Genomic DNA, 22937 nt, shown 5'->3' on the forward strand with positions numbered 1-22937 from the left:
AGGAGATGGAATCTATGAAAAGTTGGAGATCTTCTGTGACTCTATTTTCTTCTTTTCAATGGTTGTTTTTTATTTTTGCAAATACGGTAGTAGTGCCCATATCAATTGGCGCAGCTTTTGATCTTCCTCCCAATGTTACGGAAATGACCATGAGAAGCTCGCTCATTTTCACCGGGATTGCTTGCGTGTTTCAGGGGTGGAAGGGGCATAAGTATCCACTTATGGAAGGGCACTCCGGTCTATTGTGGGGAGTGATGTTAAATTTAGGGTTATCTGCACCCTCCATAGGGCTCGGTTATGCCGAGATAGGAGGGGGAATAGCTACTGGCCTCATTGCAGCTGGTGTCGTGACCCTCATTATTTCTGCCTTCAACCTGATTTCTTATGTTCAGAAGATTTTCACTCCCATGGTCATGACGGTTTATTTATTCCTTCTGACGTTCCAGCTCATTTTTGTCTTTTTTAAGGGGATGCTGGGGATTACGGAGAATGGGGAAATTAACATCCCGGTCAGTTTCCTATCAGTGGGGATTGTACTTTTAGTAAGTATATTAAAGATAAAAGGACCAAGGACCATAAGCAATTTCTCCATATTGATCGGGATTATAGTGGGATGGATTTTTTACGGGCTGCTATTTACGGACGCCGGGGAGGAAATTGGATCGACGGGTGCCGTTTTTTCATTTTTCCCATTAGGTGCTCCAAACCTGGAGTTCGGGATAATAGCGATTTCCTTTTTTGCAGGATTACTGAATTTATGCAACACGTTCGCTTCCATTCAAGCCGCATCAGAATTAATCGGTGATGATGCTGAACACAAGCAGTATCGAAATTCTTTATTCATGACTGGCGGTTTTACCATTTTCGCTCCGGTGCTTGGCCTTGTTCCGTATACACCTTTTACTTCATCCATCGGATTTTTGCAGAGCACTCAAATCTATGAGCGGAGGCCCTTCTTACTTGGAGGCATGTTATTGACCATAATTGGGCTCATTCCTCCTTTTATCTCTTTCCTGGCCACCATGCCGATAACTGTCGGGAATGCAGTATTGTTCGTTGCTTACCTTCAACTGTTCGGTACGGCTTTCAACAGCGTCAAGGGTCAGCATTTCACTTCAGACACGATATTCAGGCTTGCCGTACCAGTATTGATTGGAGTGAGTTTGATGAATATCCTGCCTAATGCATTTTCGAACGTTCCCACGCTTTTACAGCCCTTTTTGACGAATGGGCTCATAATGGGAGTATTGATATCAATCGTGCTGGAAAAATCGGTAAACTGGAATCGTTATGAACAATTGCAGAACTAATGTGACTTCGAAAGTAATGGCTATACATAAAGGATCATCCCATTGAAATAAGGAAAATGAAAATGCCAAGTGACTTGTAATTACTTAATTTAAGAGGCGATCATGAAAACCGGAAGGGTGTTAACCTTCTGGTTTTCTGTTTTTTCATTTGTCTTTTAATGGGAAAATAGGCTTTTTAATCAGTGGCAATACCCGCTCCCTTTACATATTTTGTTGGAGGGAATACTTGACGTGGGTTAATTCCCTTACCATTTCGTTCTGGCTTCCCTTTCTATTCCAAGCATTACCTTATAAATAATACATGGAGGTTATATAAATGAATGAGTTTCAAAATCAATTGCAAAATCTGAATGTCGATGATTTCCAGGTAACTCAGCCAGTTCCTTGGGAGCAAAACCAGTACAATTTGGATGATTCGTCTCGACAATTCATTGGTGTGGGTGGTTGCTTTGGTTGTTTTGGCTGTTTCTTGTGCTTTGGTTGCTTTGGTTGCGGTCGCTGTGGTCGATGCGGACGCTGCGGAGGGTGCGGCGGTCGTTGCGGACGTTGCGGACGTTGCGGCGGTTAAGGTTTCAGGTCTTCTAAAGAAAAGTCCCTGCGGTGCAGCAGGGACTTTTCTTTATTGTATTAGACATAAGGGACAAATTGCCGTACATAGGATTAAAGTGAAGTACTGTGCTGAAAGCAGTACTTAGAATGCATCGGGTTAGGAGGAGCGGAATGGTGAATTTGACCCCTTCTATGCGTTTGAAAGTGAAAAGGGATACGTTTTTTCTACCGGAACCAAACAGAGGTGTGTATTTCAGGAATAACATAAGTTCGTTCCGAATGGAGGGCAGCACGATCGTCCAGTGGATTGAAAAGTTATTACCTATGTTCAACGGGAACCATACATTAAGCGAGTTGACCGATGGATTGCCTGGCCCATACCGGAACAGGGTGATGGAAATCGCCGAGGTTTTGTACCGTAATGGGTTTGTTCGGGATGTAAGTCAGGACAGTCCCCATCAATTAAGGAATCAAGTTCTTGAAAGGTATGCTTCGCAAATCGAGTTCCTGGAAAGTTGCGGCGATTCCGGGGCTCACCGTTTTGAAGCTTATCGAAAGAAAAAGGCGTTGGCTATAGGCTCTGGCCCATTGTTCCTTTCATTGGTGTCCTCACTGATCGAATCCGGATTGCCTGCATTCCATATCCTCATTACGGACACGATGCCGACCAATAGAAAACGGTTGAATGGAATCGTGGCACATGCGCGTAAGACGGACGACGAGGCTGCGATAGAGGAGGTCGTGCTTGAAAAGGGAGCAGAGATTGAATGGCAGGAGATCGTGAGGCCTTTTGACTCGATATTATATGTGTCGCAGGAGGGCGATATAGAGGAATTAAGAGAAATTCATTCGGTTTGCAGGCAAGGGAGCAAGATCCTGTTTCCTGCATTGATCATCAATCAAGTAGGCATGGCTGGTCCGCTTGTCCATCCGGATTCCAAGGGATGTTGGGAGTCAGCGTGGCTTCGTTTACATCAAGCTGAGCTGGAAAAGAATCAGGCACCATCTTCTTTTTCCGCCACAGCCGGAGCGATGTTAGCCAATATAATGGTATTCGAGTGGTTTAAAGAGGCTACAGGCGTTAATACAGCAGAACAGGCCAATCAATTTTATCTGTTGGATATGGATACATTGGAGGGGAAATGGCATCCGTTCATTCCCCACCCGGGGGTAACGGGAAAAGGGACTGCTGCATGGATTGAAGATTTTGAACGGCGGCTCGAACAGAAATCGGAACCGGGTGAGCCGGGGAAGGTGTTTATGTATTTCAGCAGGTTGACATCCTCGGAATCCGGAATCTTTCATAGTTGGGATGAAGGGGATTTAAAACAGCTGCCGTTGGCTCAATGCTGCGTTCAGGTTGTTGATCCGCTGTCGTCCGGTCCGGCCGAAATACTGCCCGAAATTATCCGTTCAGATCTGACGCATCAGGAAGCGAGGAGGGAAACCGGTCTTGCAGGGGTTGAAGCATATGTATCCCGAACACTTAGCCAGCTCGTTTCGACTCTTCCTCCGCTTCAGGGGGCAGACGTTATAAAGGAATCGATCGGTGTCGGGGCAGGGGAAACTTTTGCTGAATGTGTTTGCCGTGGACTGCAAAGCAGTTTGGATACAGAGTTTGGCAATAAACGGTTCAATCAGGAAAAACTTGTGACGGTGCAGTTGGCTCAGGTGGAAGATGAGCGCTGCAGGTATTATTTACAGGCGCTGACCCGGCTGCAAGGAGATCCAATCATCGCGTTGGGTGAGGAAGTGTCCGGTTTCCCGGTAGTTTGGGCCGGAACGAGCGATGGGTGGTCTGGCGCTGTCGGTTTGAATGTAACGATCGCATTACGGAATGCCTTGCAAAAGGCCGTCATGAAAGTCCAAAACCAGACCGTTTGCCTCACAGCTCCAGGTTTAGTGGCATCGCCTGTTCTTGAGGAAGAAAAGATGCCCCTGAATCTTGTGATTCCTTCGTGTGAGGTGAAAGGGAATTCCGAACTAGTACAGTCCGCCATTCAAGTCTTGAAGAAGAACAGTAAGCGAATCCATGTTTTCGAAATGGATCTGGAACCTTTCCTGAAGGAAGAAATTGCAGGTGTGTTTGGGGTGTTTTTGCGAGAGGAGGAATCAGGGTGAAAACTGACGTATTGGTTGTCGGGGAAGGAGTGTTGGCCGACCATGTTCATGGGGACCTGTCCGGCCAATATCAGGTGAATCGCCAAACCGATTTCGAGGCAGGAATACCGCAAACGACGGCTATGGTCCTTCTGCTGCAAGATGCTTGGAATCCCGCTGTCCATCTAAAGGCGGAAGAGGTGATAAAGGAAGCAGGCATTCCATGGCTGCGGGGGTTTGTATCATTTGGAGAGGGAGTGGTAGGTCCGTTGGTCCGCCCGGGTGTTCCTGGCTGCTCACAGTGTGCAGACCAAAGGCATCTCATGGCCGGGCGTGATCGAAAAGAAATGTGGGAAATCCGCAAACAGCTACAGGAAAATGGGGGAATGGAGCGTGATGCTGCGGCATCCCGCACAGGCCTTTTACAGATGGCGCACTTGATTTGTGAAGAGGTAAGGAAGACGATGAAAGGAGAACGCGCCAGGTCGGAAGGGCATGTATCAATAATCAGCCTGAAAACGCTGAATGGTTCATGGCACTCATTTTTACCAGATCCATTGTGTCCGGTTTGCTCAACATTACCTGATGACTCGAAGGAGCGTGCAAGGATTTCGTTGCAGCCAAGTCCGAAAATCAGTCCCGATGGTTACCGTACCCGTTCAATGGAGGAGCTGAAGGAAGTTCTGGCCAAGGATTACTTGGACCACCGCACAGGATTCTTGAATAATAAAATGATAGACCTTGTGCCGCCATTTGCCGATGTAAGTGTTAATTTGCCGTTGTTCATTGGAGATGAGGGGGCGGCAGGCCGGACCCTCTCATACGCGGTCAGTGAGATGACTGCGATATTGGAGGGATTGGAAAGGTATTGCGGAATGGAGCCCCGCGGCAAACGGACAGTCATACATGACAGCTACAACAACGTGAAAGATTCTGCGCTCGATCCAGTCAGGATAGGGGTACACTCGAAGGAAAATTATGCACAGCATGATTTCCCGTTTCAACCGTTTAACCCTGACCGCTCGATAGATTGGGTGTGGGGCCACTCATTTTTGCAAGAGCGGCCGATCTTGGTCCCGGAATTGCTTTCTTATTACAGCTTGGGCTGCGGTCACGGATTTGTCTATGAAACTTCCAATGGCTGTGCTTTAGGGGGAAGTTTGGAGGAGGCCATTTTCTACGGAATCATGGAAGTGGTGGAACGTGATTCGTTCCTGCTTACCTGGTATGCGCAGCTGCCCCTCACACGCCTTGACCCTTATTCTGCAAATGACAAAGAACTGGAACTGATGATTGACAGGGCGAGGGCGGCAGCGGGATATGATATCCATTTGTTTAATTCGACTATGGAACACGGGATACCAAGCGTATGGGCGTTGGCGAAAAACAGGAAACAAAAAGGATTGAATATCATTTGTGCGGCAGGGGCCCATCTGGACCCGATCCGGGCTGTGAAAAGCGCGGTCTTCGAGTTGGCTGGCATGATGCTGACACTTGACGATAAATTGGAAGAGAACCAGGAAGAGGTTGAGAAAATGCTGCATGATTCCTCACTGGTACGGAAAATGGATGATCATGGCATGCTGTACGGTTTACCGCAAGCCGAAGAGCGACTGCAGTTTCTGCTGGATGATGACCGCCCGATTCGAACATTCGCTGAAGAATACGGGGAAAAGGTGAACCATCCGGACTTGACGGAAGATTTGCAGGAAATCCTTCAGGAGTTTCGCCGATTGCAACTCGAGGTGATTGTGGTGGATCAGACGACACCGGAAATTGCACGGAATGGATTACATTGCGTGAAGGTGCTGATCCCGGGGATGCTGCCGATGACATTCGGCCATCATCTTACCCGCATATCGGGGCTTGAGAGAATACTGAGGGTTCCGATGGAACTTGGATATGCTGAACGGCCGCTTGAATTCGAACAGCTCAATCCGCACCCGCATCCTTTTCCATAAGCGGTGACTTAGGAGGTTGGAGGATGAGTCTAGACGCATTTTTGCACAATTTGCATTTTGATATCGAAAAGGCAAGTCCGCCGGATTGGGAAGTGGATTGGGATGATGCACCGCTAACGTATAAGCTTTACCGTGACTTGCCTGTTTTTCCACTATCACTGGAGGTGCCGCTGACGCTCGAGGAGTGCAGCGGGACTTCAAAGCAGGACCTCGAAGGAATCGGTCATTTCCTCTGGTATGCATATGGCCTGACCCAAGTCAGTCAGGTACCGAGATCCTCGGAATCTGAGGACCTCATGCAGTCATTCCGGCGTTTTCCGGCCTCAGGGGGAGCTTTGTATCCAAGCGAATTGTACGTGTACTTGAAGATGGAGGGATTACCTGCTGGCGTATACCATTATGATGCGGCACACCACCGGTTGGTATTGCTGCGGGAAGGGGATTTTGATTCATATGTAACAAAGGCTCTTGGTGATACCTTTGATATGTCCGCATGCTTTGGCACGGTTTTTGTATCGACGATGTTTTGGAAAAACTTCTACAAATATAATAACTTTTCATACCGTCTGCAAGGTCTGGATGCGGGCGTGCTTCTTGGACAGTTGCTCGAAGTGGCGAAACGGTTTGGAATCGCAGCAGGGGTGTGCTTCCAATTCCTTGATCGGGCCATCAATCATCTGCTCGGGCTTTCGGAAGAGGAAGAGAGCACATATGCGGTGATCCCCTTATCGGCAGAATCTACTTTTAGATTTAGAGAAGAAAGGAGTATGGACGGACCTGTCACTTCGACGGAATTATGCAGGGAATTGCCGGGCATCCAGCCTGAACACTATGTTCGGTCGAAGAGGATCAGGGAATTTCCGATGTTAACTAAAATGAATGAAGCATCCATGATCGAATCCACCCAATCATTCCGGCGGATCAATCCAAAGAATGGGGCGGAATCCGAAGGACAAATTGTAGCCCTTCCTATCGTGAAGCGGTTGTCCTATGATTTGGCGTCAGTTTGCCGAGAGCGATTTTCACCTGAAATGGACTTCATACTGGGGAAAGTCAGTCAATGGCAACTGGCGGCACTCCTGCAGGAGGCAACCGCTTCGTTCTCCTATCGAAATGACTTGGATGGAATAAACGAGAACAACGAGCATCGCGTTTCCTTATATGCTTGTTTGTATAATGTGGAAGACATTCAGGATGGTGCATACCATTATGACAGCACGACACATTCATTACGACAGATACAATCAGGAGATCATCGGCTCCGATTGCAATACGGAATGTCCCTCGATATCATGAATTTTCAGCAAGTCCCGATTTGCATACATGTAGTTGGCGAGCGGGATCATTCCAAAACGCAACTTGGATATAGAGGATACCGCATCAAGCAAATGGAGGCGGGGATGCTCGTTCAGAAATTACTGCTAGCGTCGTCAGCCCTCGGAATGAACGGGCACCCGCTGCTCGGCTTTGATGTGAATATGTGTGATGAACTTTACAAGATAGATGGTCCGCAAAGGAAAACGAGCCTGATCCAAATCCCGATCGGACACTATCGGGATCGCCCTTGGCTGAAGGGGAGTCTGCATAGTTGAAGAAAATAAAAACGGCCTCCATTTCATTTAAGAAATGGAGGCCGTTTTTATTATGGAGTACAGCTTCCATCCTAAGAGTGCAATAATCTCGGCTGAAGATTATACTGAACTAAAAGGTTTTACTGCTTTTGGGAATGAATAAGTATATAAAGTTAATAATTTAGTACGCTTTTAACTAAACATTTTAAAGGATGTAGCTTATGGAATGGAAAACTGACAGAAAATCCAAGAAGCCTTTATATAAACAAATAGCAGCTTACATCGAGAGTGGCATTGCTGATGGAACATTTTTATTGGATAAGCCGCTGCCGTCTGAACGCTTCTTGGCAAGTGAACTGGGAGTTAACAGAAGTACAGTTGTTGCGGCTTACGATGAATTGGAAGCAAATGGGCTTGTTGAACGAAAAAAAGGAAGCGGAACGATGATCAGCAAGGATATCTGGGGAATTACCCGAAAACGTATACCTAGTTGGAATAGATATATCGAAGCGGGTTCTTTTTTGCCCAATATGCCAGTAACCCAAAGAATACGTAAAGAGACGGAAGGGCATAACCTTATTAACTTAGCTAGTGGGGAGCTTTCAGAAGACTTATTTCCAGTCCAATCCTTACGTGAAATCATTTCTAATAGGTCCTTCATTGGTAGCTTAGGTTATGATCACCCTCAAGGCAATGCGGTTTTAAGGGAAACGATAACCAATCATGTTAAACAGTATAGGAGAATTGACACGCACCCATCTTCTATACTCATTACTTCTGGTGCACAGCAAGCCATACATCTGGTGGTCCAATGCTTGTTAAAGCCAGGAGATGCCGTTGTATTGGAAGATCCATCATATAGTTACAACCTTCCCATCTTTCAATCCGCGGGGCTAAGAATTTTTCCTTTGCCAGTGGATAAAGATGGCATCAACCCAGAGGATTTACTGGAACTCCATAAAAAACATCGGATCAGGATGATTTTTTTGAACCCTGTATTTCAAAATCCTACAGGAACTGTCCTTCATATCAACCGTCGTAAAAGGATTCTTGAACTTTCATCCGAATATGGAATACCGGTCATAGAAGACGATCCTTATAGTTTAACTTCCTTTGCTGGGGAAGAGATTTCCACTCTTAAATCGATGGACAACAACGGAAATGTTTTATATATTAGCTCTTTGTCAAAAATTGTTGCTTCAGGTTTAAGAATTGGGTGGATTATAGGACCGAAACCGGTTATAGAGAGACTATCCGATGCTAAGCAGCAGGTTGACTTCGGTCATGGCTCGTTCACTCAATGGATAGCAAACGATTTTTTGGATTCAGAGTATTTCCCTGCCCATATTGCCTACTTAAGGGGGGAACTGGAAAAAAGAAGGGATGCAATGGTTTCGAGTCTTCAACAATTCCTGCAAAAAAAAGTTGATTATTGTTCGCCAAATGGCGGAATTCATTTGTGGTGTAAGCTGAAAGTGCCATTGAACGAAATAAAGTTACTGGAGGAATCCATCAAAAGAGGAATCATATACGTTCCGGGTTCAACACTAGGTACAAATAAGGAATACGTACGCTTTACTTTTGCAAGGGAAAATGAGGATGCCATTCACGAAGGCATCAAAAGGTTTGCAGAGGCTGTAAAAAGTTTATAATCATATGCTTGGATATTCACGAGAGAGAATCATGATGAATCCATGATTCCAGACTGTAGACAAACTTGTTCGGTTTGCCTGCAGTTTTTTAATTGAAAAGTTCCGTTGATTTCAGAAATCCGCTCCCTTTCCGCCGACTGTCTGCCAAGCCTCCTCGGCGCAAGCGCTTGTGGTGTCTCGGCTAAACAGTAATTCGGCAGGAGTGTCGCAAATTTCTTCAATCTAATGAGGGTTTCATCCATATAAAAAGTAAAAAAACATGAAGGTAACCAGGTCTTCTTTAAATCATGGTTCAGGATGAGACCATTACGAACCATGACTTTAAAACAAAGTTGATTGGAACGTAAGGTCGAGACTCCTGCGGGAAAAGGACGTCCATGGGAGACCCCTTAGGCGCTTGCGCCGAGGGCGGATTAAAAAAACTGTAGGCAACTCCATTATTATCGAGAGTTTATCTACAGTGTGTAAGGTGCCGATCATGGCACATTCCTGTTGTCGACATAAGTGGTTCCATCTAAATTGTAACCATACCTGAGGAGTTGAAGGTGTTGTTTTGGGTCAGTTGGTTCAGGAACATCATTTGATGAAAGTTACGTTTTCCGAACCCCTTTTGTCTGCAAACTGGAATCATGAAAAGTCATGATTCTTTTTTTGTCTTTTTCGAGGAAGCAAGTTAGGTCTGAGTTCCTGCAATACGTGGTATCTTAGCCATTTCTTCAGTGGCGCTTTGCACTTTTCCATGTATAGTAACGAAAGAATTCAACAAGTGGATGGTGAAAATTTCACTTGATTGGATGGTCCTAAAATTGGTTGTTCTTTTATTATAGAGAAGTAGGCTTTTTCTAATATATATACTCAGTAAACACGAAGAGCGATCTACCTGGACAATTTAATTTTGACATGCAAATTAGGTGCGATTTTTATGTGGTTACACTGCGATATACGATGAGAATCGGAATGATTTGAAATGGTTCAAGGAAATAGATAATAATATTGGGAGGCGTTGAATCATGACGATAAGTGTAATATTAGTAGTAGCCATTAGTTTAGTTGCTCTGGTTGGCACCCTTTCATTAACGGGGAAGAGTGATAGTGATTATTCAGCAGCAACGAGGGGGAATTTGTTGAACCTTAGTTATATTTATATTGGTCTTGTCCTAGTATTAACTGTGGGCATCATCTACTTCGTAATAAAATTAGCCTAAGATACCACGTGAATGATTATTATAATAGTATATCAAAATGCATAGAAATATAGGCTTAATTGTATAAATGTCATGTTTTGTACGAGTGATTTACAAGACATACTCTATTTGTGGAAAAATGTGAAGTTGTTCACAATTGTGGCGAAAATATGAATGAAAAGAATCTGATAGATACCTTAAAAAAATCACCTTTGAAAGCTGAGAGAACAATCAAATGAAGCTTTTGACATTTGTGGTTAAAAATTTAAACAAAAAATATATGGATAGAGTTTGATTATGTTTTGAGCCCTCCTTTCAAGTACAACTTTTCACCAAAAATGAAACGTTAATAGAACGGTCACTTCAAAGAATAACTGATCACCTCTTTCATTTAATATTTAAATTATAACGTAGCGGAGATGATGAAATATGACAGTGCCTGTATTGATTTTGACAATTATCTTAAGTTTGCTTAAATTATTAGTTACCTGTCTTCCAACCGATGCAGTGAATTGGATTATGAGTAAATTTAAAATGCATTCAGAAATTGGTGACGTGAATGCAATCGTAACATTTGATGGAAAACGTTTGGAAGGTGGAGACAAAATTCAGGTAATCAATTATTATAACGAAGCTAAGTTTTTGAAAAAAAATCATATATTCCCAGGGAACGAGCACTTGTTTTTACATCCAGAGAACAGTGGGACTCCAATAATCATTGATACTAAAAGAGGAAAAAACGATGTTAGATTATTTGTGTACATTTACAACGACCACGTGGATGTAGTCAAACAGTACAAGAATAAAGTAGTCGCGTATAGTCTTCTTTCCGAGAGCCTCCAAGAACGTTCCATGCCAGTAATAAGGAATTTAGTGTAAAAGGAAAAAAAAGACGTCTTTTAAAAGGAACTGCACCCCAATTGTTAGTAACAACTAACCAATTGGAGATGCAGTTTTTTTTATGATGAATAACTATAATGACTTTCGGTCAGGTTCTAAACAAACAAAACTGATAACTTTCAGCCCTGCCATCATATCACCAACAATGGATTTGCCCCGTTTTCTGCCAATCATAAAGCTGTAGTTGTACGGGCGCTGTGGGGGAGTCGTTTTTATAAGAATATAATAAGGGTGAACATATTTTGGGTGATTACAACTGTATGCAGTCGTAAATAAAATCTCAAAAAATAACCAATGCATTTTGTATAATTCGTGTATGGGTAAGTCCATGTACTTTTTTTAACGATCGGCCAAAAGTCAGTCGGTCTCGGTTAATACCTTTAAAGTCTTTTCCCTGATGCTTATCCTGTTTTTATAATCTTTAGCAACCAACTCTGTATATATTAAATCAAAAAGTAATAGTAGCGGAAGCAATGGAGAGATGTTTTGTCCCATATGCATGCTGTTCTTGCTCGTGACCAATAGTGATATATCGCCAAGCTGTGAGAGCTCGGAATTCTTATCTCCAGTAAAGATCAAGATACGCGAGCCTTGTTTCTTAGCGATTTTAACTGCAGAAATCACTTCTTTCGTTGTTCCGGAAATGGAAATGCCGATGACAACACTATTCTCGTTACTTAAAGCTGCATCCATCATTGACTGGTGGGGATCTGTAATGGCTTCAACAGTTAAGCCGATACGGAAAAACTTGGACTTGAACTCCTGGGCCGCTATACCTGAACTCCCTATTCCATAAACATGTATCTTATTTGCCTGTGTAAGGAAAGATACAGCTTTTTGGATATCGTCATATGTGGTTATATGAAAGGTATTATCAATGATACCTAAGTGATCTTGATACAGTTTAGCGAAATAATCCACTTGCTTGATGTTCTTCATATTTTTCGGTGTATTTCGGAGATCCACGAACCTTTTTAACTCATGCCTGAACTCATTGAACCCAGAAAAGGCTAATTTCTGGCAAAAACGCGTAATGGTTGCAGGTGAAATATGAAGCTTTTTTAGCTATTTGACTAATGGTTAACTGACTTACTTCTTCAGGGCGCTGCAGAATATAATTGGCCAATTCTTCTTCTGTTTTGGTGAATTTGTCCATGCTGCACTCAATGCCATATATGAGGTTTTCCGCTAGGTATTCCATGTGATCACCCATTTCAAATTTCTTATATGTATTCATTGTTTAATGTATCCATTAGGAATGTCAATAACCGGAGGAACGGAAACAGGAATTTGAATCGAAAAAAAAGACCCAAACTGTTGCCAGTCTGGGTCTTTTCATTACTATGGGCAATTTCTATTTTTGGATAGCGTCCACGAATCTTTTAGTGATTTGCTGCGGTCTGGTAATGGCACCGCCCACTACTACTGCATGTACATTCATATCCAATACAGAGCGAGCGATTTCTGGTGTTATGACATTTCCTTCAGCGATCACTTTTGCTTTTTTCACTTCTTTTACTATCTCTTTGAGCACAGCATAATTATCCTGATATATTTTCCGGCCGAACGTTTCGTTCGTATAGCCGTATAAAGTGGGCGCCACAATATCGAATCCTAAATCGTCAGCATATACTGCTTCCTCAATGGTGGATACATCAGCCATTAGAAAAACATCCGGATATTTTGCTCGTATTTCACCATAAAACTGTTTTAACGTTTTACCGTCCGGTCTTACCCGGGCTGTAGCATCCGTCGCAATGATTTCCGCTTTAGTTTCCATCAATGCATCAATTTCTGCCATGGTGGGAGTAATATAGACATCGTTTTGTCCATACACCTGTTTAATGATCCCTATGACTGGAAGGTCCACATTTTTCTTGATTTCCATTATGTCAGCTACGGAGTTTGCGCGAATGCACGTTGCACCGCCTTCTTTGGCAGCAATGGCCATGCGCCCCATAATAAAAGAGCTGTGCAGCGGCTCATTCTCCAATGCTTGACATGATACAATTAAGCCTTTGTGAATTTTATCCAGCACCTGTTGCATGTTTAACACGTCCTTATCGTTATCTATGTTCTCAATGACCCAAGTATTCTTCCACTTCATTTTTGATGATCGTCACTTGGGGGCCGTATACTATTTGAATGCCATTTCCTTTTTTTACGACGCCTTTTGAACCGGTTTGTTTAATGACGTCTTCTTTCACCAATGCTTCATCCTTTACCGTGACACGCAGACGCGTTGCACAGCAATCGACTATTTCTATATTTTCCTGTCCGCCTAATCCATCAACGATGGTCTGGGTTCTCTCTGATGCGGTTACTTGTGTAACGGCGGCTTGTTCATCATCTTCACGGCCGACCACTTTCAAATTCTTCTTCCTGATCAAGAATTTAAAAGTGAAGTAGTATAGGAAAAACCATGGAATGCCGACGAGCAGTACATAAACCCAGTTTGTTTTACTGATTCCCTGGAGTATCCCGAATAAAGTGAAATCAATAAATCCTCCAGAAAAGGTTTGACCGATCGTTATATTGAATATATCTGCCATCATGAAGGCAAGTCCGTCAAACAAGGCATGAAAAACATAAAGGATCGGGGCGACAAATAAGAAACTGAATTCAAGCGGTTCGGTGATGCCTGTTAAGAAAGAGGTCAAGGCAGCTGAAAGAAGCAAGCCGGCCACGACTTTCTTATTCTTAGGTTTAGCGCAGTGATAAATGGCCAGTGCCGCACCGGGTAAACCAAACATCATCGTGATGAACCGTCCGGACATGAACCGGGAAACACCCTCATAATACTTGACGGTAGTCGGATCGGCCAATTGCGCAAAGAAGATATTCTGGGTCCCGCTTACAATCTGCCCTTTTATCTCCATCGTTCCGCCTAAAGCTGTTTGCCAGAAGGGAAGGTAGAAAATATGGTGTAACCCCAACGGCCCGAGCATCCGTAATATGAAACCGTAAAAGAAAGTCCCGATCGTACCTGTGCTCGTTACCAGCGCACCTAATTGGTTAATGAGAAGCTGGAAATAAGGCCACACGATAAAAAGCACGGCTCCAACCAAGATGGATGCGAAGGAAACGATGATCGGAATGAAACGGGAACCACCGAAAAACCCTAAAACTTGCGGAAGCTGAATTTTATTATATTTATTGTGCAAAAATGCGGCGACGACACCTAACACGATACCGCCAAACACACCGGTCTCCAGTGTTTGGATCCCGACCGCCATACCCTGTCCGGCACCTGCCAAATTCTCTTTGGCAAGTTCCCCGTTTATTTGAAGCAGTGCATTTATTGAACTGTTCATGACGAAGTAGCCGATCATGGCTGCCAGTGCAGCGGTCCCTTTATCCGAACGTGCCAATCCTACTGCAACACCTACGGCAAAAATGACCGGCAAGTTGCCGAATACGATGCTTCCTGCAGAGCTCATGATCGTGAAAATGGCCTGCAGCCAAGCAAAGTCTAAAAAAGGATAGGCCTCAACTGTATTTGGATTTGAAAGAGCACCGCCAATTCCCAGCAATAAACCGGCCGCTGGCAAAACGGCAATCGGGAGCATAAAAGATTTACCGAACTGCTGCGCTTTCTCAAAAGCTTTCTTCATAATAATTCCTCCCTTATTTAACGAGCCTTTGATACTCTTTCTATTTTTGATCACTCTATACTAGCTATATTAAATCCAGGTGAGAGCGTTTTCAATACGATGCAAGGTTATATCAATTGTTTTCAATCTTGCGCTTATTTCTCTGAAAAAGTTTTCATTAATAGAAGGTGCTGGATTGGATATAAAGTTATATAAATATATTGAAATCCCATTTGCATATTTTTATAATTCGTGTATTGGTGTGTAAATGTACTATATAATAAAAAAAAACATTTTTTTTGTGCGAAATCCGAATATTATCTTGTGCGATTAAGAAAAAGTATATATAATTACCTCAAATGATAGTTTGGCAGGTGATAGTCATCTTACCGATAAACTCTAACGAAACGAAGAAATTGCTTTCTCATATGTATAATGAGGTATCGAAGGAATTGTTCGGCTTTGGCACGACACTGCTGAAGGTTACTGTTGAGCAGAATGTGATTACATTTCAGGCCAAACATCGACGTGCCCCGCGCTCTGAAGCTTTAGAAGGGGAAGTTCCCAGCCTGAAGCAGGAGGTTGACTTCCATATGTCCCTGCTTTATAAAAAGAAACTGAAACAAAAGCTGGAAACGCAAACGAATTGGGATATTGAAGCTGTCCTGAGGGATTATGACTCAGCGACGCAGCTGGCATTCACCAATATTGTATTGAAGGAAAAAATTATATAATCATATAAATGGATTTCCCTTCGGATTTATCTGGAGGGAACGCGACATGTGAACCAAATGATAAGTTTATCTTTGTTTACAAAGAAAAGACAATCTTGGGTAGAATTCAATTCTATTTAAGATTGTCTTTTTTTACATTTATATCAGTAAAAAGGAAATTTTAAACAATATAAAATGGAGGTTTGGATGATGAAAAAAATATTGATGATGTTATCGCTTTTCACATTAGTTTTAGCCGCATGCTCTTCAAAGGAGGATGGAAAGGAAAAACCAGCCAAATTAGTGGTCTCCACTTGGGGATTCGCCGATGATTTCTTCCGTCCGGAAGTCTATGAGCCATTTGAAAAGGAGCATAATGTCGAGATTGTCGTTGATTCAGGAAATAATGCAGATCGATTGAACAAGGTACGCCAAGCGAATAGCGATGTGGATGTTATCTATTTATCCGACTACTATGCACAGCAGGGCATCGATGAAGGGTTATTTGAGAAAGTTGACCATAGTAAAATTCCGAATATTGATAATATATACGACAAAGCAAAAGCGCCGAATGGCGAAGACTTTGGACCAGCCTATACGATTGCACAATTTGGCATTGCCTATAATCCCGATGAAGTGAGTAAACCGATCACTTCTTGGAAAGATCTTTGGAGCAAGGATTTGGCAGGAAAGATCACGATTCCGTCCATCACTTCAACAACTGGACCGATGTTTTTGGATGCCGCTTCAAAAGTTAGCGGAAGTAAAGAGTTCAATGAAGATAAAGCCTTCGATCAAATGAAGAAGATCATGCCGAATGCGGTTAAGGAATATGGGCAAACTTCAGAGTTCGTCAACATGTTCTCGCAAGGGGAAATCGCTGCAGGCCCGATCATGGAAATGTATTTTGGCGATTTACAGGAAGCCGTTCCTAATGCTAAGTTCATTTCCCCTGAAGAAGGCGGCTACGCAGTGATGAATACGGTGAATATCGTTAAAGCCAGCGATCAAAAAGAATTGGCCGGCGAATTCATGAATTACATCTTAAGCAAGGAAGTTCAGGAAAAATCAGCGAAAGCGAAAGTGGATTCTCCTGTCAATACGGAAGTCAAGCTCTCTAAAACGGAAGCGAAAGGCTTAACCTATGGAGATGACGTCATTAACAGCCTGCGTGTATTAGACATGAAGTTTGTAAATGAAGACTCTAAACAATGGATCGATCGTTGGAATCGTGAACTTACACACTAAGAAAGAAAAGAGGTGTGCTTGATGAAGAAAAAAATGATTCTTGATGTAGATACTGGGATAGATGATGCGATCGGGATCATTCTTGCTGTTAAAAGCCGTCAATTCGACATATTGGCGGTAACAACAGTGAACGGGAATGTATCACTTGATACGGCCACACTGAATACATGCAAAATATTGGATTTATTGAGTGAACAGGACATTTCAGTCATAAAGGGGGCAGATAGCCCAATTATCAGGCGCCCCTTTTTTGAACACCGGATCCATGGCGAAGACGGGATTGGCGGAGCCTTGAAGGATGTGCCAGTCAAAAAGCAGCCTGATGATGGATTTGCTTCTGATTTCATCATCAATTCCATTTTGAATTTTCCTGGTGAAGTGACGCTTGTCATGACGGGACCTCTTACAAATTTGGCATTAGCGGTGAAAAAATGTCCGCAAATCACCAAGCTTGTTAAAGAAGTCATTTTCATGGGCGGAGTTATTCAAGGGGTTGGCAATGTCACGCCAACCTCGGAATATAACACATATGTCGATCCTGAAGCAGCCAAAATCGTATTACAGGCGGGATTCGAATCGATCACACAAGTTGGTCTTGATGTCACGAGAAAGGTTCTATTGGGTGAAGAGCATATCCGATTGATTCAAAACCATGAACTTGCTGACTATATAAGGGAAAGTACATCAGATTATCGGAAAAGGTATTTTGAACGTAACGGTATATGGGCATGTGCGATGCATGATCCATTAGCTGTAGCCATTGCTTTGCAAGAAGATCTTGTCACCAGAGAAGAATATTATGTGGATGTTGAAACAAAGAGTGAACTTTGTGACGGACAGATGGTTTGTGACTTTCAAAATAGGCTGATGAGGTCGCCAAATGCGCATGTTTGTCTGGACATCGATGCGGAAGCGTTTTTCGACCTGTTCATTCGCATAATCAATTCATAAATAATACGAACAGGGGGTTCCGAGGTGAAAAAACGCTACTGCTGTTTCCAGGCGTTCTATTTTTAACGATTTTCATGATCATTCCGATCCTAATGACGATTGGCACGACATTCACTAATGAAAGCGGCGGTTTTTCCATACAAGGATATCTCGATTTTTTCCAAGATCGATACTTTATTGAAATTCTGCTGACGACACTTAGGGTGAGTCTGTTCACGACAATCATTTGCATTCTATTAGGATTTCCAGCAGCTTATTATATTTCAAAACTGAAACAACGAAAAAAAGCGATCATGCTTTTGCTGACGATCTTCCCGCTACTAACAAGCCCAGTGGTCCGCTCATTCAGCTGGATGGTGATCATTGGTAAAAACGGTGTGGTGAATAAATTGCTTATGGGCATGGGCTTGATTGAAAAGCCGCTTGATATATTGTACACGCCTACTGCCATCATCATCGGATTGGTCCATTTATTCCTGCCATTGATCATCGTGACGCTGGTGGGTGTAATGGAGAACATCGAGACTGACTTATTAAAAGCGGCCGAGAGCCTTGGAGCATCAAGATTGGCAGTATTCTCAAAAGTGATCATTCCGCTTTCGGTTCCAGGTTTGGTCATTGGCAGCATCCTTGTTTTTGTAGGGAGCTTCACGGCCTATACAACCCCTGCTTTACTTGGTGGGAAACAACGGGTCATTTCGACATTTCTTTATCAAAACGCGATTACATTGAACGAATGGCAAGTGGCATCGATTGTCGCTACCATAATGATTGCCGTGACAGTTCTTATCATATCGATCATGAATGGTTTGGCAAAAAAATTAAATCCAAAGGGGTAGAGGTGTATGCAGGAAAAAAATCGAGGATTGGCCCTGTTTACTCTCCTGGTGTTCCTTTTTTTACTAGGGCCTTTGCTTATCATATCCGTTACGTCATTTGAAGGCGGAAATATTCTGAAGTTCCCGCCAGAAGAGTTTTCTTTAAGATGGTACGAAAATATTTTTAATGTGGAAATGTTTTTGGTCGCTTTTAAAACGTCCATCCTTGTTTCACTCGGAGGCAACCTTTTGGCACTGTTATTGGGAGTGCCGGCTGCCTATGCATTAAGCCGATTTGATTTCAAAGGGAAAAGCGTGATTAATGCCTTTTTCGTTTCTCCCATATTAATACCGGGAATTGTGCTGGGATTTGCGTTTTTACGTTATATTGTAGGGACTTATCAGCTTCCGATTTATGCGGCCCTGTTTGTGGGACATACTGTTATCATGCTGCCATTCATCATCCGTGTGATTTCTTCAAGCTTATCAAACTTTGACTTCTCCATTGAAGAAGCGGCGGAGAGTCTCGGAGCCAGTAAATTGGGCACATTCTTTACAGTCGTCCTCCCGAATATAAAATCAGGGATTCTGGCGGCAGTCATGATCGCCTTCTTGGAATCCTTCAATAATGTAGACATTTCAGTTTATATGACAGGCCCTGGGGTAAGTACGTTTCCGATTCAGATGCTGACGTATGTGGAGAACTACTTCGATCCTACCATTTCGGCCATTTCCGTATTACTCATGTTCATAACGGCTTTCTTCATGTTCATAGTAGAACGGCTCATGGGATTGTCTTATTTCACAAAACGATAAAGGAGGTAATGATGGATGGCTTTATTCACTTTACAAGATATATCTGTAGCATATAACAAACAGAATATATTAAAAGATTTCAATCTTGAGATTGAAAAAGGGAAACTGGTATCCCTTCTTGGCCCGAGCGGCTGTGGGAAAACGACGACCCTGCGTTTAATTGCCGGTTTTTTACAGGCGAACGAAGGGAAGTTTTTATTCAAGGAAAAGGACTATACAAAAGTGCCCGTCAACAAGCGGAATTTTGGCTTTGTGTTCCAAAACTATGCATTATTCCCGCATTTGTCGATATTCGATAATATTGCATTCGGTCTCCGTCTGAGAAAGAACTCTAAAAGTGAAATCGAAAAAAAAGTAATGAATGTGCTCGAAATCGTTAATTTAAAAGGATTTGAAAAGAGATATCCCCAAGAGCTTTCCGGAGGGCAAAAGCAGCGGGTTGCGATTGCCAGGGCACTGGTGATTGAACCGGACATCCTCTTATTTGACGAGCCATTGAGTAACCTTGATGCCAACTTAAGGGTGAATATGAGAGTCGAGATTCGCCGTATCCAACAAGAGCTGGGGATTACAACGGTATATGTTTCCCATGACCAGGAAGAATGCTTTTCAATATCCGACCAGGTGGCGATCATGAATAAAGGGATCATCGAGCAGCTTAGTGATCCTGCGACCATTTACAAATATCCTGAAACCAAATTTGTCGCAGACTTCATCGGCTTCAAGAACTTCATTGACTTCGATAAGCGGACAGATCATGAAGATAAAATCGAACTGAACAAGTCTGGATACTCATTTGTGCTGCACAAGGATGCACAGATGACCAATTCAACGGGAAAAATAGGTGCCATCAGACCGGACGATCTGTTGATCAGGGAAAAGGATAACAATGGAGCTGTTCAGGAAAATAGTTTATCTGGCCGAGTTAAGGTAAGTACGTATCTTGGAAGAAGCTATCAATATGTCGTTGAAACTCCAATAGGGGATTTCACTGTGAACAAGGAAATGTCGGAATCCTATCGGACGGGTCAGGAAATCATCCTTGAAATTCCGAGAAACCAGATGGTGCTTGTTGACTAGCTTAGGAGGGTAAGTTATGCGAATGGATATGCTTGTAAGGGATATCAACGTGTTTAACAGCTATTTTAAAAGATTCATTAAAGGGAATGCAGCCATCAAGGATGGAAAGTTCTATTATATTGGTGAACGTGAATTGGATGCCTTCGATCCGGATCGAATTGTCGATGGACAAGGGAAGTATATGGTTCCAGGTCTGATCGATATCCATCTCCACATTGAAAGTACGATGGTGACGCATGCGACTTTTTCCTACGGGTTAATCAAAAATGGCGTGACGACGATCGTGCCGGAACCGCATGAAATGGCCAATGTTTTCGGCATTTCCGGTGTGAAGGAAATGATCAAAGCAAGTCAAGATTGCGTAGCGGATATGTTTTATGCCATCCCGAGTTCCGTTCCAGCCACATCGATGGAAACAACAGGCGGTTCGATCGAAATAGATGATATAGATGAATTGATGCAAACGGAAGACATTAAATGTCTCGGTGAGATCATGAATTACTATGAGGTCATAACCGACCCGGATTGCAAAACGAATCGGATCTTGTCCCATATCCGTTCCCGTCATCCAGATCTGATCATTGAGGGGCACGTTCCAAAGCTGCTCGACTTGGACTTGCAAAAGATTGTTTATGCCGGAGTGAATTCAGATCATACACACCAGACCGTGGAAGGGATGGGTGCGAGGATCGCTGCCGGAATGTTCATTGAGATTCAAGAAAAATCAATGACTGAAGAAGTGATGAATTACTTGAAGGAAAAGCAGGTGGATGAGCATTTCTGCTTTGTCACCGATGATGTCATGACCGACTCTTTCCAAAACAGGGGACATCTTAATGTCCTTTTAAAGAAAGCCATTAAAATGGGGATGACTCCGGAAAAAGCCATTTATGCATGCACCTATACACCTGCACAGCGGATGAGGATGTATGACCGCGGCGTCATTGCACCTGGAAAAACAGCAGATTTCCTGCTGCTATCGGACTTGGAAACATTTGAAATTAAACAAGTATACAAAAAAGGCGAGCTAGTTTATGAATCTTCACGGCCATATGTACAAGAAGTGAAGCAAAGGCAATTTCCTGAGCATTTCTATCAAAGTGTGAAACTTGCGGAACTTACGGAAAACGATTTTACCATCACAATCCCGGAACCGCATGAACGCAGCATGTGCCGGATCATAAACGTGCAGAATGGTTCTACTTTCACATCTGAAACCCATGATCGTTTAGATGGGAAGAATGGTCAACTATGCTGGGAAGAAAGCCCTTATGGTTTAATCGCCACATTCGAACGATACGGGAAAAACGGTAATCGGGCGCACGGGTTGATCACCGGCGATGTTTTGAAGCGTGGAGCGGTTGCCACAACCTATTCGCATGATAACCATAATCTCCTGGTGATTGGCCATAATAAGCAGGATATGATGATTGCCGCTAACGAAGTAATAAGGAAGCAAGGCGGAGTCTGCTGCGTTGAAGATGGCAAGATCCTATCCATGATTCCTCTTCCGGTAGGGGGGATTCTTTCCGAAGAGCCGATGGACATCGTATCAAGTCAGGTTCAGCACCTGACAGATGCACTTAAATCGTTAGGCTACGAACACTATAATGTCATCATGTCATTAAGCACCTTATCGCTTCCTGTCAGCCCGGCCCTGAAAATAACCGACCATGGATTGATCAACGTGAATGAAGGGAAAATAGTCCCTCTCATAATGAGTGATGAGGCTTAAACCGCAAAGGGGATTATCCAATGGATGATCCCCTATTCTTAATGACTTAACAGGCGTCGAATGTTAGCTGCACTTGTAAACAAAGGGGGAAGGGGAGAATGCGACCTTTTTTATTTGCGTTTCATTTTCATATAATTACCATTAAAGGAAGGGTATGATAAAATAGAGGGACAACTGAGGATAGAGTGGTAGGTCACAGTTTTGCTTTTTCACTAATTATAGATGGGGAAGGAGCATTTCTTATTGAACATGATTACAGATATGGGTAAAGAGATTTTTGTTGCTGTATCAACCACTCTTATCCTGTCTTTGTTCGCTAAGAAACGGAAAAAGAACCACTCATCCTCCCAAGATGGCAATGGTTCTTCTTCTGATTCTTCTGATTAAGAGTTATTAGTTGTGACCAACCACTCTTGCTAGTTGTCAGCCTCATGTTAGCAATTGGGCTGTTTTTAGTTTATGTTAATATAAGGATAACATACCCCGGTTTTAAAGTGAATATTCAGACAATGAAAAGGGGAGTTACGGAAGCATTCGTGCTAAAACGTTGAGTAGCCCTAGAAATGCTTCGTGGCGGAAGTGAAAATTTCACATTTAGGAATAGAGAGGCAATCATTAAAATCATGGGCTTGGCTGCATTTTTGTTTCTTGAAAGAATGATTCATTGCATCACCTAAATCATAAAAAATAACCCTTTTGATAAAAAAAGAATATACTATCTAGGAAGGAATAAATTGACTATTTCTTACTGATATG

General features: G+C 43.0%; 21 protein-coding genes. 17 read left to right on the top strand and 4 right to left on the bottom strand.

Annotated elements, in window-relative coordinates:
- Nucleotides 1-14 precede the first annotated feature (14 nt).
- From QFZ73_RS16090 to QFZ73_RS16130, 9 genes are all read left to right on the top strand, one after another.
- Nucleotides 15-1310: a uracil/xanthine transporter gene (locus QFZ73_RS16090; RefSeq protein WP_307268049.1), complete on the top strand. Its 1296-nt coding sequence runs from the start codon at nt 15-17 to the stop codon at nt 1308-1310.
- 316 nt (nt 1311-1626) lie between these two features.
- Nucleotides 1627-1878, top strand: a complete 252-nt coding sequence (locus tag QFZ73_RS16095; protein WP_307268053.1) for a heterocycloanthracin/sonorensin family bacteriocin — start codon at nt 1627-1629, stop codon at nt 1876-1878.
- Nucleotides 1760-2005: a hypothetical protein gene (locus QFZ73_RS16100; protein WP_307273108.1), complete on the top strand. Its 246-nt coding sequence runs from the start codon at nt 1760-1762 to the stop codon at nt 2003-2005. Before QFZ73_RS16095 ends, QFZ73_RS16100 begins: the two co-directional genes overlap by 119 nt.
- Nucleotides 2006-2030: 25 nt before the next feature.
- Nucleotides 2031-3980: a putative thiazole-containing bacteriocin maturation protein gene (locus QFZ73_RS16105; protein WP_307268057.1), complete on the top strand. Its 1950-nt coding sequence runs from the start codon at nt 2031-2033 to the stop codon at nt 3978-3980.
- Nucleotides 3977-5920, top strand: coding sequence for a TOMM precursor leader peptide-binding protein (locus tag QFZ73_RS16110; RefSeq protein WP_307268060.1), 1944 nt, complete (start codon nt 3977-3979; stop codon nt 5918-5920). Before QFZ73_RS16105 ends, QFZ73_RS16110 begins: the two co-directional genes overlap by 4 nt.
- Before the next feature lie 23 nt (nt 5921-5943).
- Nucleotides 5944-7512, top strand: a complete 1569-nt coding sequence (locus tag QFZ73_RS16115) for a SagB family peptide dehydrogenase (protein WP_307268063.1) — start codon at nt 5944-5946, stop codon at nt 7510-7512.
- A 200-nt stretch (nt 7513-7712) separates the two neighbouring features.
- A complete protein-coding gene (gene pdxR / locus QFZ73_RS16120; RefSeq protein WP_251430194.1) occupies nt 7713-9143 on the top strand; it encodes a MocR-like pyridoxine biosynthesis transcription factor PdxR in 1431 nt (476 codons plus the stop codon).
- A 1010-nt stretch (nt 9144-10153) separates the two neighbouring features.
- Nucleotides 10154-10348, top strand: coding sequence for a M48 family metalloprotease (locus tag QFZ73_RS16125; RefSeq protein WP_307268070.1), 195 nt, complete (start codon nt 10154-10156; stop codon nt 10346-10348).
- 408 nt (nt 10349-10756) lie between these two features.
- Nucleotides 10757-11206 carry a YfmQ family protein gene (locus QFZ73_RS16130; protein ID WP_251430199.1) on the top strand — a complete coding sequence of 150 codons (450 nt, stop codon included), beginning with the start codon at nt 10757-10759 and terminating at the stop codon, nt 11204-11206.
- A gap of 378 nt (nt 11207-11584) precedes the next feature.
- Here the strand turns inward: QFZ73_RS16130 and QFZ73_RS16135 are convergent, their stop codons facing one another.
- From QFZ73_RS16135 to QFZ73_RS16150, 4 genes are all read right to left on the bottom strand, one after another.
- A complete protein-coding gene (locus QFZ73_RS16135) occupies nt 11585-12277 on the bottom strand; it encodes a MurR/RpiR family transcriptional regulator (RefSeq protein ID WP_307272825.1) in 693 nt (230 codons plus the stop codon).
- Nucleotides 12219-12464 (bottom strand): hypothetical protein, encoded by a 246-nt coding sequence (locus QFZ73_RS16140; protein ID WP_307268074.1) that lies wholly within the window; start codon nt 12462-12464, stop codon nt 12219-12221. Before QFZ73_RS16140 ends, QFZ73_RS16135 begins: the two co-directional genes overlap by 59 nt.
- Before the next feature lie 117 nt (nt 12465-12581).
- Nucleotides 12582-13274, bottom strand: a complete 693-nt coding sequence (locus tag QFZ73_RS16145) for an N-acetylmannosamine-6-phosphate 2-epimerase (RefSeq protein WP_307272828.1) — start codon at nt 13272-13274, stop codon at nt 12582-12584.
- A gap of 31 nt (nt 13275-13305) precedes the next feature.
- Nucleotides 13306-14841 carry a maltose/glucose-specific PTS transporter subunit IIC gene (locus tag QFZ73_RS16150; RefSeq protein WP_307268077.1) on the bottom strand — a complete coding sequence of 512 codons (1536 nt, stop codon included), beginning with the start codon at nt 14839-14841 and terminating at the stop codon, nt 13306-13308.
- Nucleotides 14842-15179: 338 nt separating this feature from the next.
- Between QFZ73_RS16150 and QFZ73_RS16155 the strand changes: the two genes are divergently transcribed.
- The 8 genes from QFZ73_RS16155 to QFZ73_RS16190 all read left to right on the top strand — a co-directional run bounded on the left by QFZ73_RS16155 (nt 15180) and on the right by QFZ73_RS16190 (nt 22568).
- A complete protein-coding gene (locus tag QFZ73_RS16155; protein ID WP_285847047.1) occupies nt 15180-15554 on the top strand; it encodes a DUF2294 domain-containing protein in 375 nt (124 codons plus the stop codon).
- A 189-nt stretch (nt 15555-15743) separates the two neighbouring features.
- Entirely contained in the window at nt 15744-16781 is a 1038-nt protein-coding gene (locus tag QFZ73_RS16160; RefSeq protein WP_373458944.1) for an ABC transporter substrate-binding protein, read from the top strand.
- A 21-nt stretch (nt 16782-16802) separates the two neighbouring features.
- Nucleotides 16803-17732: a nucleoside hydrolase gene (locus QFZ73_RS16165; RefSeq protein WP_307268082.1), complete on the top strand. Its 930-nt coding sequence runs from the start codon at nt 16803-16805 to the stop codon at nt 17730-17732.
- A gap of 74 nt (nt 17733-17806) precedes the next feature.
- Complete coding sequence (locus tag QFZ73_RS16170) at nt 17807-18571, top strand: ABC transporter permease (protein WP_285847087.1); 765 nt, start codon at nt 17807-17809, stop codon at nt 18569-18571.
- 6 nt (nt 18572-18577) lie between these two features.
- Nucleotides 18578-19366: an ABC transporter permease gene (locus tag QFZ73_RS16175; RefSeq protein ID WP_063235123.1), complete on the top strand. Its 789-nt coding sequence runs from the start codon at nt 18578-18580 to the stop codon at nt 19364-19366.
- A gap of 15 nt (nt 19367-19381) precedes the next feature.
- A complete protein-coding gene (locus tag QFZ73_RS16180) occupies nt 19382-20446 on the top strand; it encodes an ABC transporter ATP-binding protein (RefSeq protein ID WP_251430219.1) in 1065 nt (354 codons plus the stop codon).
- A gap of 16 nt (nt 20447-20462) precedes the next feature.
- Nucleotides 20463-22181 carry an adenine deaminase C-terminal domain-containing protein gene (locus QFZ73_RS16185; RefSeq protein WP_307268093.1) on the top strand — a complete coding sequence of 573 codons (1719 nt, stop codon included), beginning with the start codon at nt 20463-20465 and terminating at the stop codon, nt 22179-22181.
- A gap of 243 nt (nt 22182-22424) precedes the next feature.
- Nucleotides 22425-22568, top strand: a complete 144-nt coding sequence (locus tag QFZ73_RS16190; RefSeq protein ID WP_307268096.1) for a hypothetical protein — start codon at nt 22425-22427, stop codon at nt 22566-22568.
- Nucleotides 22569-22937 lie beyond the last annotated feature (369 nt).

The sequence above is a fragment of the Peribacillus sp. V2I11 genome, from assembly GCF_030817135.1.
GTDB lineage: Bacteria > Bacillota > Bacilli > Bacillales > DSM-1321 > Peribacillus > Peribacillus simplex.